12 protein-coding genes and 1 tRNA gene are annotated in these 12,622 nt (G+C 65.4%); 7 read left to right on the top strand and 6 right to left on the bottom strand.

Translation table 11 applies throughout. The features are described from left to right. Window positions 1–42 precede the first annotated feature (42 nt). From AC0MAZ_RS04280 to AC0MAZ_RS04260, 5 genes are all read left to right on the top strand, one after another. The gene (locus AC0MAZ_RS04280) at window positions 43–1,626 is read left to right on the top strand and encodes an ABC transporter permease (RefSeq protein ID WP_475860307.1); all 1,584 of its coding nucleotides are present in this window, start codon (window positions 43–45) and stop codon (window positions 1,624–1,626) included. Beyond that, window positions 1,623–2,486: an ABC transporter ATP-binding protein gene (locus AC0MAZ_RS04275; RefSeq protein WP_475860305.1), complete on the top strand. Its 864-nt coding sequence runs from the start codon at window positions 1,623–1,625 to the stop codon at window positions 2,484–2,486. The genes AC0MAZ_RS04280 and AC0MAZ_RS04275 overlap by 4 nt, the downstream gene beginning before the upstream one ends. 87 nt (window positions 2,487–2,573) lie before the next feature. Then, window positions 2,574–2,650, top strand: a tRNA-Arg gene (locus AC0MAZ_RS04270). Between the two features lie 328 nt (window positions 2,651–2,978). Next, window positions 2,979–4,709 (top strand): dipeptidase, encoded by a 1,731-nt coding sequence (locus AC0MAZ_RS04265; RefSeq protein WP_203648905.1) that lies wholly within the window; start codon window positions 2,979–2,981, stop codon window positions 4,707–4,709. Window positions 4,710–5,007: 298 nt separating this feature from the next. After that, window positions 5,008–5,445 (top strand): CBS domain-containing protein, encoded by a 438-nt coding sequence (locus AC0MAZ_RS04260; protein ID WP_203648906.1) that lies wholly within the window; start codon window positions 5,008–5,010, stop codon window positions 5,443–5,445. 6 nt (window positions 5,446–5,451) lie between these two features. On the opposite strand, the gene AC0MAZ_RS04255 is transcribed toward AC0MAZ_RS04260, so the two are convergent. The 3 genes from AC0MAZ_RS04255 to AC0MAZ_RS04245 all read right to left on the bottom strand — a co-directional run bounded on the left by AC0MAZ_RS04255 (window position 5,452) and on the right by AC0MAZ_RS04245 (window position 6,922). Then, on the bottom strand, window positions 5,452–6,090 hold the full coding sequence (locus tag AC0MAZ_RS04255; protein WP_028688591.1) for a hypothetical protein: 639 nt from the start codon (window positions 6,088–6,090) through the stop codon (window positions 5,452–5,454). Between the two features lie 70 nt (window positions 6,091–6,160). Next, complete coding sequence (locus tag AC0MAZ_RS04250) at window positions 6,161–6,403, bottom strand: DUF2789 domain-containing protein (RefSeq protein WP_203648908.1); 243 nt, start codon at window positions 6,401–6,403, stop codon at window positions 6,161–6,163. Window positions 6,404–6,463: 60 nt separating this feature from the next. Continuing rightward, entirely contained in the window at window positions 6,464–6,922 is a 459-nt protein-coding gene (locus AC0MAZ_RS04245; RefSeq protein WP_203648910.1) for an aminoacyl-tRNA deacylase, read from the bottom strand. Between the two features lie 96 nt (window positions 6,923–7,018). On the opposite strand from AC0MAZ_RS04245, the gene AC0MAZ_RS04240 reads away from it, so the two are divergent. Continuing rightward, complete coding sequence (locus tag AC0MAZ_RS04240; protein ID WP_254463886.1) at window positions 7,019–8,362, top strand: NfeD family protein; 1,344 nt, start codon at window positions 7,019–7,021, stop codon at window positions 8,360–8,362. Between the two features lie 3 nt (window positions 8,363–8,365). Next, window positions 8,366–9,118, top strand: coding sequence for a slipin family protein (locus AC0MAZ_RS04235; protein ID WP_203648914.1), 753 nt, complete (start codon window positions 8,366–8,368; stop codon window positions 9,116–9,118). Window positions 9,119–9,209: 91 nt separating this feature from the next. Here the strand turns inward: AC0MAZ_RS04235 and AC0MAZ_RS04230 are convergent, their stop codons facing one another. The 3 genes from AC0MAZ_RS04230 to AC0MAZ_RS04220 form a co-directional block, all read right to left on the bottom strand. Beyond that, window positions 9,210–9,842 carry a LysE family transporter gene (locus AC0MAZ_RS04230; RefSeq protein WP_203648922.1) on the bottom strand — a complete coding sequence of 211 codons (633 nt, stop codon included), beginning with the start codon at window positions 9,840–9,842 and terminating at the stop codon, window positions 9,210–9,212. 264 nt (window positions 9,843–10,106) lie between these two features. Next, entirely contained in the window at window positions 10,107–10,694 is a 588-nt protein-coding gene (locus AC0MAZ_RS04225) for a mechanosensitive ion channel family protein (protein WP_232854803.1), read from the bottom strand. Then, window positions 10,694–12,604: an ATP-binding cassette domain-containing protein gene (locus AC0MAZ_RS04220; RefSeq protein ID WP_232854802.1), complete on the bottom strand. Its 1,911-nt coding sequence runs from the start codon at window positions 12,602–12,604 to the stop codon at window positions 10,694–10,696. Before AC0MAZ_RS04220 ends, AC0MAZ_RS04225 begins: the two co-directional genes overlap by 1 nt. Between the last annotated feature and the right edge of the window lie 18 nt (window positions 12,605–12,622).

Below are 12,622 nucleotides of genomic sequence, written 5' to 3'. Positions count from 1 at the left end.
TCCATAAACGAATAAACAAGGAACGGTTTGAGAGGTGCCCTGATGAGCGAAGTCTTGAGCGTAAGCCTACGCCGTCTATGGGGGCCGCTGCGCGGCCCTTTCGCGGCGCAAGGCCGCTCCTACCTGCCGTGGATCGTGCCAGTGGCGGTGGCGGCCTTGTGGGTCGTCGCCAGCCGTGAGCACTGGATGAGCAAGCAGATCCTGCCTGCCCCCGCGCTGGTCTGGCAAAGCGCGCAGGAGTTCGGCTCGGGCGAACTCTGGACTCACCTGTGGATAAGTCTGCAGCGCCTGACCTGGGGGTTGCTGGCAGGGATCACCAGTGGCTTGCTGCTGGGTACCTGGCTGGGCGGATCGCGGCGGGCGCAGACCCTGGTACTGCCCACCTTCGTCGCCCTGGCGCAAATCCCGACCCTGGCCTGGATCCCGCTGTTCATGCTGTTCTTTGGTATCGGCGAACTGCTCAAGCTGGTGGTGCTGGTCAAGGCCGTGGTGGTGCCGGTCACGCTGCATACCCTGGTGGGTGTGCGTGATGCCCAACCTAAACTGCGCGAAGCCGCCGCCGTCCTGCGCCTGCCCCCTCACCTGCTGTTCCTGCGCCTGCTGCTGCCCGCCGCGCTGCCGGCGTTTCTTGCCGGTGTGCGGCTGGCCCTGGCCACCGGCTGGACGTCATTGCTGGCGGTGGAACTGCTGGCCTCCAGCGAAGGCATCGGCTACCTGATGGTCTGGGGGCGGCAGTTGTTCATGCTCGACCTGGTGTTCCTCTGCATCTTGCTGATCGGCCTGGTCGGCGCGCTGATGGATCGCGGCTTCTCACGCCTGGAACGCGGCCTGTTGCACTGGCCGCAACCGGTCACGGGCGAACAGCTGCGCGGCCAGGTGCCACGCGGCTGGCAAAGCCTGCTGCTGCCCGCGGGGCTGTTGCTGCTGTGGCAGGCGGCCAACAGCCTTGGCTGGGTCGATGCCAACATCCTCTCTTCACCGCTGGATGTGCTGCGCAGCCTGTACGCAGGCCTGCTCGACGGTTCGTTACCCGAGGCCCTGCGCCTGAGCCTGCAACGCACCCTGGCCGGTCTGCTGCTCGGCGGCGGGGCAGGCTTCGTGCTGGGCCTGCTGCTGGGCCTGTCAGCCAACGCCGAGCGCCTGCTCGGCCCGAGCCTGTCAGCGTTGCGCCAGGTGGCGCTGTTCGCCTGGGTGCCACTGCTGACTGCCTGGTTCGGCCTGGGCGAAGGCGCCAAGCTGGTGTTCGTCGCCTTGGCGGCGTTCTTCCCGCTGCTGATCGCCACCCAGCGCGGCATCGCCAGCCTCCCGCCACAGCTGGGCGAGGCGGCACAGGCCCTGCGCCTGGACCTGCCACACCGGCTGCGCCTGCTGGTGCTGCCCGGCGCCGCCCCGGCGATCTTCGCCGGGCTGCGCCTGGCGCTGATCTACGCCTGGCTCGGCACCATCGGCGCCGAGTACTTCATGCCCTCGGACGGCGGCATCGCCAGCCTGATGATCGGCGCCCAGCAATTGTTCCGCATGGACCAGGTGATGGCCGCCATGGTCCTGATCGGCCTGGTAGGCGCCCTGCTCGGCCACCTCGGCCAACGCCTCGAATCGCGCGCCACGCGCTGGAGATCCGCATGAACGCCTTCATCACCCCGGCCCTGCACGCGGCCAACCAACCCGACGCCACGCCGCCGCTGGTCAGTTTCGAGGGGGTCGGCAAGACCTTCAGCGTCGATGGCCAGCCGTTCGAGGCGATCCGCGACTTCGACCTGTCGATCAACGAAGGCGAGTTCATCGCCATCGTCGGCTCCTCCGGCTGCGGCAAGTCCACTCTGCTGCGTCTGCTGGTGGGGCTGGACACCGACTACAGCGGTACGATCCGGGTCGACGGCCAGCCGGTCAACGGCATCGGCGGCGAACGCGGCATCGTGTTCCAGGAGCACCGCCTGTTCCCATGGCTGACGGTGGCGCAAAACATCGGCCTGGGGCTGGTCAACGAGACACTCACCCAGGGCGAGCGCGCCCGGCGCGTGCACGAGTACGTGCAACTGGTGGGCCTGGTCGGCTTCGAATCGGCCTATCCGCACCAGCTGTCCGGCGGCATGGCCCAGCGCGTGGCCATCGCCCGCGGCCTGGTGGCCAGCCCACGGATCCTGCTGCTGGACGAACCCTTCGGCGCCCTCGACGCGCTGACCCGCCAACAGCTGCAGGATGAACTGCTGGCGATTCGCGGACGCTCGGGGATCACCATCCTGCTGGTCACCCACGATGCCGAGGAGGCGACCTACCTGGCCGACCGGGTGGTGGTGCTGGAGCCGAGGCCCGGACGGATCAAGGCGGTGGTGGAAATCGACCTGCCGCACCCGCGCCAGCGCACCGGCGTGGCATTGCATGGCTTGCGCGAAAAGGTCCTGCACCAGATCACCGGGGATGGCGGGTATCTCAAGCCTGCGGGACAGCGGGTGGAGGGGCTGCGGCCGGAGCTGATCGCGCTGTGACCGGCACCCGCTGTCCCCCCCGGGAAAAAACTCCACAGATCAAGGCCATGGACGCCACCGACACAGATGGGTATCATGCGGCCCGTTGCACTCGTAGCTCAGCTGGATAGAGTACTGCCCTCCGAAGGCAGGGGTCGTGGGTTCGAATCCCGCCGAGTGCGCCATGACATCAGCAAAAGCCCCGCTCAGATCGCTCTGGCGGGGCTTTTTCGTTTCCGGGCCTCAGCACTGCACGATGATCTGGCCTTGCAAGTTCCGGAACAATGGTCTCGAGGGGGCTTCTCTGGTGACACGATGTTTATTACAAAAAGCGCTAATGATACGCATTTTTGTCATAAACCTGCAGGCCGCGCCGTAGATGAACGCTTGCACGTTTGTGCAGAAAAGCACATTGCCACCTCTCCCGTGCCGGTGGTCATTGGTGATAGCTTGAGCATCTTCCGTTTGCGTAAACGGTCACCCTCCACCCCTTGCAAAGGAATGCCCACACCCATGCCCTTCACCAAGCTATCCGCCGTATCGCTCCTGCTGGCCAGCGTGGCCATGTTCTCGATCCCGGCCCAGGCCAACCTCTCCCAGCAGCAGTCCGCCGCCATCATCAAGGCCTACGACGGCAGCGACCCGGCCGACTTCAAGCAGTTCCTCGGCAAGCTGGCCGGCAGCGACCTGGCCAAGGCCGCCAAGCTGGACGACACCCTCAAGCTGTACCTGGCCGGCAAGCCGCTGAGCGCCGAGCAGCAGGACGAGATCAACCGCCTGCTGGGCCTTTACACCCGCATCAAGTACGGCAAGGCCGCCAAGGAAACCCTGCGCGAGCTGGTGGAAATCCCGACCGTTCGCAAAGAGGGTGTGCCGCAGCACGAGAACCCTGAGTTCATCAAGATCGCCGACAAGATCAAGGCCCTGGCCGAGGGCTTCGGCCTGACGTTCCGCAACATCGACAACCGTGTCTACGAGATCACCCTCGGTGAAGGCAAGGAAGTGATCGGCATCCACGCCCACGCCGACGTGGTACCGGTCACTCCGGAAAACTGGAAGCTCAAGGACGGCACCAAGCTCGACCCGTTCAAGGTCACCCTGGTGGGCGACCGCATGTATGGCCGCGGCACCGAGGACGACAAGAACGGCATCGTCGTCGCGCTGTACGCGCTGAAGGTGGCCAAGGACGAGAAGCTGCCGCTGGCGCGCCAGTTCAAGCTGTTGGTGGACACCACCGAGGAAACCACCGGCGACGCCATCCCCTACTACTTCGAACGCAACGCCACCCCCGACTACAACCTGGCGCTGGATGGCGGCTACCCGGTGGTGATCGCCGAGAAGGGCTATGGCACCGTCATGGCCACCTTCGCCAAGCGTGCCGGTGACGGCAAAGGCGCCGAAGTGATCAACCTCACCGGTGGCCTGGCCACCAACCAGATCCCCGGCAGCTCGGTGGCGACATTGACCGGCGACAAGCCGGCCGACCTGGCCAAGGCGCTGAACAAGGCCGGCGCGGCCTACGTCAAACGCCATGGTGGCGACTTCAGCATCGACGCCAAGGTCGACGGCAAGCAGGTGCTGCTCACCGTGACCGGCGTGTCGGCGCACTCCTCCGAGCCCGAGTCCGGGGTCAACCCGGTGGCGCGCATGCTCGACTTCCTCAACGGCCTGGGCAAGGACGTACCGCTCAAGCACAACCACATCACCGACGCCGCCCGCTACGCCGCCGACAACTGGGGCCTGGACTACCTGGGCAACAAGCTCGGCGTCGGCTTCAAGGACGACTTCATGGGCCCGCTGACCACCTCGCTGACCTTCGTCGGCCTGGATGACAAGGCGCTGAAGCTGGCCGTGAACCTGCGCATTCCAAAGGGCAAGTCGCTCGACACCCTGAAGGGCGAGATCGCCGGCAAGCTCGATGCGTGGAAGGCCAAGAGCAAGACCCCGGTGGCCTTCGACTACACCCTCGACGAGCCGATGTACCGCAACCCCGAGGGCGAATGGGTCAAGGCCCTGCTGGCCGTGGCCAGCGAGAACCTGGGCATGAAGCACGAGTACGGCACCTCCGCCGGCGCCACCTCGGTGCATGACCTGCCCAATGGCGTGCAGTTCGGCCTGGCCATGCCGGACGTGAAGTACACCGGGCACAACGACAACGAGTTCAAGACCGTGGAGCAGTTCATGCTCGACCTGCAGATCGTCAGCGAGATGGTGGCGCGGATCGGGCAGATGCCGAAGCTCTGAGGTTCTCGTCGCCTTAGGTCCGTCCCTTTCAAGGTTTTTGCGATTTTTGGGATATGGCCGCTCCGATTCAAGATTGCCGGGGTCGCTTTGCGACCCTTTCGCGGCACAAGGCCGCTCCTACAGGCGACCGCGCCCTGGTAGGAGCGGCCTTGTGCCGCGAAAGGGCTGCAGCGCGCCCTGGTGGACGCGATGACGTTTTTCAATCACCTCGATGCCGTTTCCTGCATTGCCGTGCAGAGCGCCGTGCCGGATGCTTTATTTACTCCGACACGTCGCGTTTCCACCCACAGAGGCCCGTATGAAGAACGTCGAACAAATCCTCAAAGCCAAGTCCCAGCACCAGACCGCCTACACCATCGGCCCTGATGACTCGGTGCTGGATGCCTTGAAGCTGCTGGCGGAGAAAAATGTCGGCGCCTTGCCGGTGGTGAACAATGACCAGGTGGTAGGGATCGTCAGCGAACGCGACTACGCCCGTAAACTTGTACTCAAGGGGCGCTCATCTCCATTCACCAAGGTACACGAGATCATGAGCGCCCCTGTGATCACCGTGGAACCCAAGCAGAACCTTGAGTACTGCATGAACCTGATGACCAACCGCCACCTGCGTCACCTGCCCGTGGTTGAAAACGGCAAGCTCATCGGCCTGCTTTCGATCGGTGACTTGGTTAAAGAGATCATCGCTGAGCAGGCAAACCAGATTGTCCAGTTAGAGCAATACATCCGCGGTGAATGACCCTGCTCAGTGATAGGCGCGCTCCAGCTCGTCCAGCTGATGGTCGAAGCTGCGCAGGCGCGCCGACCAGGTGTACACCAGCACTTCCAGATCCCGGTTGAGCACGGCGGTGTTGCCGCCGTCACGGGCCGGCGCGTCGCACAGGTCCAGCTGATAGCGCTCGCGGGCCATGGCCGTGGCCACGCTGGACAGGTCGCGGGCGTTGGCCAGCCAGTGATGGTGATGGTCGTGCACTTCCCGGTCGAGTTCCCGGCACTGACGCTTGAGGGCGTCCAGGCTCTGCTCCAGCGGCGTGCCCTTGAGCTCGCCCATCACCTCCTCGAAGGTGCGCCCGGAGTGCCAGTAGCTGCCCCAGAAATAACGGTCGAACACCGTCTCGACCCGGCGCAGGGCGACCTTGGTGTTCCAGATGGTCAGCAACGTTCGCCCCTGGGCGACTTCGCGTCTGTTCAGGTGCAGCTGCTGCCAGGCGATCCACGCCAGGCCGCACAACGCCACCGCCGCGGTCACGGCGGCGGCGGCATAGAGAAACTGCACGGCCTGGTTCATCGTGTGGGTGTGCCGGATACCGTAGAAGTAGCCGGCGGTCAGGGTGCCCAGGATCGTCACGGTGCACCAGAAGCCCGGTGCGTAGGGATCTTTCATTGCGCCATCCCCTCTTGTTTTCCCTGAGCATAGCAACGGCCCGATCACCCATCAGGTGCCGCTCGGCGCTTTATTTGCGGGGGCGACGCAGCGCTTCGTTGAGTTGATCGAAGGGTACCGCCCAATCGGCGTCCTCTTTGATGCTTTCCTCCAGGAAGTCTTTTTGGGCCTTGGTCCAGAACGGTGCATCCACCAACTTGATCTCGTTCTTCAACGGCGAATGACTGGTAATGAACTGGTCGATGCTCTTGGCATCGTCCGGCAGCCCCAGTTGCTTGAACAGTTCGGAAAACTTGTGGATCGGCGCTTCCATGATTCACTCCTATGACCGGGCCGGTCGTCCACGACGCCAGCCCGGCGTGGGTTGCGAGCATCAGCTCAATTCGCGCACTTCGGCGTGCGGCACCAGTTTCAAGTATTGCTCCATGCTCATGTGGATAAGGTGATCGTGGTCACCTGCCTCGAAATAGACATCACCCTGGCGGGTAAGACTCCGATCGAGCAGCATGGGAATGTCGTAGGCGTCGCCCAGGGCCGGGATGGCGCCGCGTTCGCAATCGCCGAACAGGCTCGGCAGGTTGCTTTCGCGGGTCAGCTGCCAGGCACCGGTCATGCGCACCTCGGTCATGTCCAGATGCCGGTTGGCCGGCAGCACGGCCATGATGTAGTTGCCATGGCGGTCATCGAGCATCACCGACTTGGCGACCCGCTCGGCGGGTACGCCGGCCGTGCGCGCCGACTCCAGGCTGGTGGCCGAATGGGGATGGGGAATGATGTCGTAGTCGCAGTTGGCCTGGTCCAGGCGCTGCTGAAGGGTCTTGGCCATACGCATGATGCACCTCCGGTTTTGCCCCCACCCTCAAGTTTAGGCCGTGGCCCGGCAGCCACGGCTAAACTTCAAGGACAGGTCCGCATGAGGTGACGACAGGTGATCGCCCGGCGCTGGTGCGTGCTGCTGTTGCTACTGATCCTCGGCTTCGCCCCGGGCGGCCAGGCCGCGCCCGGCGGCAACGTGTGGCTGCTGAGCGTCGACGATGCCATCGGCCCGGCCAGCGCCGACTACCTGCTGCGCGGACTGGACCAGGCCCAGGCCCAGGGCGCGCAACTGGTGGTGATCCGCCTCGACACCCCCGGCGGGCTCGACAGCGCCATGCGCCAGATCATCAAGGCCATTCTCGCCAGCCCCGTGCCGGTGGCCACCTACGTCGCCCCGGGTGGCGCCAGGGCGGCCAGCGCCGGCACCTACATCCTCTATGCCAGCCACGTGGCGGCCATGGCCCCGGGGACCAACCTGGGCGCGGCGACGCCGGTACAGATCGGCGTCCCCGGCAAGGACGAAAAGCCCGCCGCGAACAACGAACAGGACACTCTCGCCCGCAAGCAGATCAACGACGCCGCGGCCTACATCCGTGGCCTGGCGCAACTGCGCGGGCGCAACGCCGACTGGGCGGAAAAGGCCGTGCGCGAGGCGGTGAGCCTGTCGGCCAGCGAAGCCCAGCGGCTGAAAGTGATCGACCTGGTCGCCGCTGACCTGCCCGACCTGCTGCGCCAGCTCGATGGCCGGACGCTGACCGTCGCCGGCCAGTCAGCATCAATGCAGACCGCCGGAGCCAGTGTGGTGGAGCACCTGCCGGACTGGCGCACTCGCCTGCTGGCAGTAATCACCAACCCCAGCGTGGCGCTGATCCTGATCATGATCGGCGTGTACGGCCTGCTGTTCGAATTCATGAATCCGGGCTCCGGGGTCGGCGGCGTGGTCGGCGGCATCTGCCTGCTGCTGGCGCTGTACGCCCTGCAATTGCTGCCGGTGAGCCACGCCGGGGTGGCGTTGATCCTGCTCGGGGTGGCGTTCATGGTCGCCGAGGCGTTCCTGCCCAGTTTCGGGGTGATCGGCTTCGGCGGCATCGTCGCCTTCGTGGTCGGCGCGGTGATCCTGATGGACACCGACGCCCCTGGCTTTGGCATTCCGCTGACGCTGATCATCAGCCTGGCGGTGCTCTCGGCGCTGTTGCTCGGTGGCGTGCTGGGCATGGCGCTGAAGGCGCGCAAGCGCGCCCTGGTCAGCGGCGATGCCGGGCTGGTCGGCAGCCTGGTGACGGTGACCCAGGTCCGCGCGGACAACCCGTTCTGCGGCTCGGTACAGGCCCAGGGCGAACAGTGGCAGGCGCAGTGCGCGACACCGCTGCAGCCGGGCCAGCACGTGCGGGTAACGGCCCGTCATGGCGTGACGCTGGAGGTCAGCGCCACTGCGCCCACGGCGCAAGGAGAGTAGACGATGTTCATGCAATTCGGATTCAGCGCCGTGCTGGTGCTGCTGGGCATACTGCTGCTGTCGGCCCTGCGCATCCTGCGCGAGTACGAGCGCGGCGTGGTGTTCCAGCTCGGGCGCTTCTGGCAGGTCAAGGGCCCAGGGTTGATCATCCTGATTCCCGGTATCCAGCAGATGGTCCGCGTGGACCTGCGCACCGTGGTCCTCGACGTGCCGCCCCAGGATGTGATCACCCGCGATAACGTCTCGGTCAAGGTCAACGCCGTGCTGTACTTTCGCGTGCTCGACCCGCAGAAGGCGATCATCCAGGTCGAAGACTTCCTCACCGCCACCAGCCAGCTGGCCCAGACCACCCTGCGCGCCGTGCTCGGCAAGCACGAGCTGGACGAACTGCTGGCCGAGCGCGAGCAGCTGAACTCGGACATCCGCGAGGTGCTGGACGCGCAGACCGACGCCTGGGGCATCAAGGTGGCCAACGTCGAGATCAAGCACGTCGACCTCAACGAGTCGATGGTCCGCGCCATCGCCCGCCAGGCCGAGGCCGAACGCGAACGACGGGCCAAGGTGATCCATGCCGAAGGCGAGCTGCAGGCGTCGGAGAAACTGATGCAGGCGGCGCAGATGCTGGGCAAGGAGCCGGGGGCGATGCAGTTGCGCTACATGCAGACGCTGGGGTCGATCGCCGGGGACAAGAGCTCGACCATCGTGTTTCCGATGCCGATGGATCTGCTCAAGGGGCTGGTGGACAAGCAGAAATAGCGGCGCGGCATTCGCGGGTATACCACTCCTCTCCAGGACAGTGGCGTACCTGTGGGAGCGGGTTTACCCGCGAATGGCTTCATGCGATTGATCAGATCGGCGCCCGGCGCAGAGTGGCGAGGAACGTCGCCGCACCGATGAACAGCCCGGCAAAGGTGCGGTTCAGACGCTTCTGCTGCTTCGGTGTGCGCAACAGGCGCAGCACCCGCGAAGCCAGCCCGGTGTAGCCCGCCATCACCAGCAGGTCGACACTGATCATGGTCACGGTGATCGCCACATACTGCGGCAGCAACGCCTCGTGCGGGTTGATGAACTGCGGCAGCACCGCCAGCATGAACACCAGCGCCTTGGGGTTGCTGACGTTGACCAGGAAGCCGCGGAACACCAGGCTCAACGGCTTGCCGATCGGCCGCACACCGGACTCGTCGCTCATGTCCATCGGCAGGGCGCGCCATTGCTTGTAGGCGAGGTAGACCAGGTAGGCGACGCCGAACCACTTGATGACCTGGAAGGCAGTGGCCGACGCGGCGAGGATGGCGCCGACGCCGGCGGCGATGATGGCGATCTGCACGATCAGGCCCAGTTGCAGGCCCAGGGCGTTCCAGTAACCACGCCAGAAACCGTACTGCAGCCCGCTGGACATCGAGGCAATGGCCCCGGCGCCCGGCGACAGGCTGATCACCCAGCACGCGGCAAAGAAGGCCAACCACGTTTCCATCGACATCGCACACCTCGCTCGAACAGCTTTTGCAAACCGCTAAACTAAGGTGTTGGCGAAAAAATAACCAGTGGTTTTTGCAGTGTCTCAGCAGGCCTCTTCGCGGGTAAACCGCTGACCACGCCGACCTGCGCGTTCCCTGTAGGAGCGGCCTTGTGCCGCGAATGGGCTGCGAAGCAGCCCCAAGATTTCAGTACTGGCAACGTTGCCGGGGCCGCTTTGCAGCCCATTCGCGGCACAAGGCCGCTCCTACAGACGAATGAGCCAGACTTAATCGGCCTCGATGGCCGGGTCTATGGCTGGAGCAGGTACTTCAGCCCCCCGCCAACGGCGCACGGCCTTCTGGAAGAACTGGCTGTTCGGCACCTGTACCAGCGCCCCACCCGCCTCCGGCGTTTCCATCAGCGTGGTGTACAGCAGGTTGATGGCGATCACCCGGCCTTTCACCCCCGGCTTGTCGAGGGTATCAACCAGCTCGACCACATCGCCGATGCGAAACGGCCCGACGGTGAAGATCAGCACCGCGCACAGCAGGTTGGACAGCACGCTCCAGATGGCGAAAAACGCCACCGCTGCCACCGCGACAAAGCCCGATAACGCCGTCCACAGCACCGTGGCGGACACCCCCATGCGCTCCAGCACGAACAGCAGCGCGCTGCCCATGATCAGCCAGCGCAGGGCGCCGCGTACCGGCACCATCAGTTCGTGCGGCAACGGGTAGCGTTCGCCCAGGCTGCGCAGGCCGCGGGCGACCATGCGCTGCAGGATGAACGCGGCGATCAGGATCAGCAGGATCTGCAGCCCCAGCCAGAACGTGTCCATCCACTGCCCGGGCAGCAGCGAACGCAGCTCCTCCATCAGGACAGCGCCTCGAGCTCGGCCTGCATGCTTTCCAGCGTTTCCAGGGCTTCCATCCAGGCTTCCTCGAGCTCGCCTTCGCGTTGCTTGAGCTTGGTCTGGCGGGCCAGCAAGTCGCGCAGCTCATCCTTGCGCGAGGCCTCGTACAGACCGCTGTCGCCCAACGCCGTTTCGATCTCGGCCAGTTGCTGGTGCACCTGGTTGAGTTCGGTCTCCAGCTTGTCGGCCGCCTTCTTGTGCGGGGCCAACTGTTGGCGCAAGGCCGCGGCGGCCTGGCGCTGGGCCTTCTTGTCGGTCTTGTCCGGATTCACCGGAGCGGAGCTGGCCGGCGCGTTGCGCTGGCGGAACTCCACCAGCCAGCGGCTGTAGTCGTCCAGGTCACCGTCGAAGGTGTCGACCTTGCCGTCGGCCACCAGCAGGAAGTCGTTGGTGGTGCTCTTGAGCAGGTGACGGTCGTGGGATACCACCACCACGGCGCCGGCGAACTCCTGCAAGGCCATGGTCAGCGCCAGGCGCATCTCCAGGTCCAGGTGGTTGGTCGGTTCGTCGAGCAGCAGCAGGTTCGGCCGCTCCCAGGCGATCAGCGCCAGGGCCAGACGGGCCTTTTCGCCACCGGAGAAGTTCACCACCGGCTCGTCGACACGGTTGCCGTGGAAGTCGAAGCCGCCGAGGAAGTCGCGCAGGGTCTGCTCGCGCTCACCCGGGGCGATGCGCTGCAGGTGCAGCAGCGGGCTGGCCTTGTCGTCCAGCGAGTCGAGCTGGTGCTGGGCGAAGTAGCCGACGGCGAGGTTCTCGCCACGTACCAGACGCCCGGACAACGGCTGCAGTTCGCCGGCGAGGTTCTTGATCAGGGTCGACTTGCCCGCGCCGTTGGGGCCGAGCAGGCCGATGCGCGCACCCGGCGCCAGTTGCAGCTTGACCTTCTCGAGGATGGCCTTGTCGCCATAGCCCAGGCGGCCTTCGGACAGGTCGAGCAAGGGGCTGGAGATCTTCTCCGACTCGCGGAACACGAAGTCGAACGGCGAATCGACATGGGCCGCCGACAACTCCTCCATGCGCTCCAGGGCCTTGATCCGGCTCTGCGCCTGGCGGGCCTTGGTGGCCTGGGCCTTGAAACGGGCGATGTACTTTTCCATGTGCGCGCGCTGCGCCTGCTGCTTCTCATAGGCCTGCTGCTGTTGCGCCAGGCGTTCGGCGCGGGTGCGCTCGAAGGCGCTGTAGCCGCCCTTGTAGAGATTGAGCTTGCGCTGTTCGACATGCAGCACATGGTCGACCACGGCATCGAGGAAGTCGCGGTCGTGGGAGATCAGCAGCAGCGTGCCCGGGTAGCCCTTGAGCCACTCCTCCAGCCAGAGGATGGCATCGAGGTCCAGGTGGTTGGTGGGCTCGTCGAGCAGCAGCAGGTCGGACGGGCACATCAGTGCCTGGGCCAGGTTCAGGCGCATCCGCCAGCCACCGGAGAAGTCGCCGACGCGGCGGTCCATCTGCTCGTTGCTGAAACCCAGGCCGGCCAGCAGCTTGCGCGCGCGGGCATCGGCGGTGTAGCCGTCGGCGCTGTCCAGCTCACTGTGCAGGCGCGCCAGGGCGGTGCCGTCGTGGGCCTGCTCGGCGGCCGCGAGATCCGCCTGGACCTTGCGCAGGCGGGCATCACCGTCGAGCACATAGTCCACGGCGATGCGGTCGAGGGTGTCGACCTCCTGGCGCATGTGGGCAATGCGCCAGTCGCCGGGCAGCAGGCAATCGCCGGCATCGGGCGACAGCTCACCGCGCAGCAGGGCGAACAGGCTGGATTTGCCAGCGCCGTTGGCGCCGATCAGGCCGGCCTTGTGACCGGTGTGCAGGGTCATCTCGGCGCCTTCTAGCAGGCGCTGGGGACCACGCTGTAAAGTGAGGTTCGATAGTCTGATCATGATGGTCGCGGAGTCTAC

This window comes from Pseudomonas sp. A (assembly GCF_056270345.1).
The sequence above is the reverse complement of the archived record's forward strand: the minus strand, read 5'-3'. Positions and strand labels throughout refer to the sequence as shown.

What these genes read in the sequence shown, in the direction of transcription:
- AC0MAZ_RS04230 (WP_203648922.1), bottom strand. Translation starts at nt 9,842, where the DNA reads ATGTCGATGGAAACGTGGTTGGCCTTCTTTGCCGCGTGCTGGGTGATC.
- AC0MAZ_RS04235 (WP_203648914.1), top strand. Translation starts at nt 8,366, where the DNA reads ATGTTCATGCAATTCGGATTCAGCGCCGTGCTGGTGCTGCTGGGCATA.
- AC0MAZ_RS04255 (WP_028688591.1), bottom strand. Translation starts at nt 6,090, where the DNA reads ATGAAAGATCCCTACGCACCGGGCTTCTGGTGCACCGTGACGATCCTG.
- AC0MAZ_RS04250 (WP_203648908.1), bottom strand. Translation starts at nt 6,403, where the DNA reads ATGGAAGCGCCGATCCACAAGTTTTCCGAACTGTTCAAGCAACTGGGG.
- AC0MAZ_RS04265 (WP_203648905.1), top strand. Translation starts at nt 2,979, where the DNA reads ATGCCCTTCACCAAGCTATCCGCCGTATCGCTCCTGCTGGCCAGCGTG.
- AC0MAZ_RS04225 (WP_232854803.1), bottom strand. Translation starts at nt 10,694, where the DNA reads ATGGAGGAGCTGCGTTCGCTGCTGCCCGGGCAGTGGATGGACACGTTC.
- AC0MAZ_RS04275 (WP_475860305.1), top strand. Translation starts at nt 1,623, where the DNA reads ATGAACGCCTTCATCACCCCGGCCCTGCACGCGGCCAACCAACCCGAC.
- AC0MAZ_RS04245 (WP_203648910.1), bottom strand. Translation starts at nt 6,922, where the DNA reads ATGCGTATGGCCAAGACCCTTCAGCAGCGCCTGGACCAGGCCAACTGC.
- AC0MAZ_RS04220 (WP_232854802.1), bottom strand. Translation starts at nt 12,604, where the DNA reads ATGATCAGACTATCGAACCTCACTTTACAGCGTGGTCCCCAGCGCCTG.
- AC0MAZ_RS04280 (WP_475860307.1), top strand. Translation starts at nt 43, where the DNA reads ATGAGCGAAGTCTTGAGCGTAAGCCTACGCCGTCTATGGGGGCCGCTG.
- AC0MAZ_RS04260 (WP_203648906.1), top strand. Translation starts at nt 5,008, where the DNA reads ATGAAGAACGTCGAACAAATCCTCAAAGCCAAGTCCCAGCACCAGACC.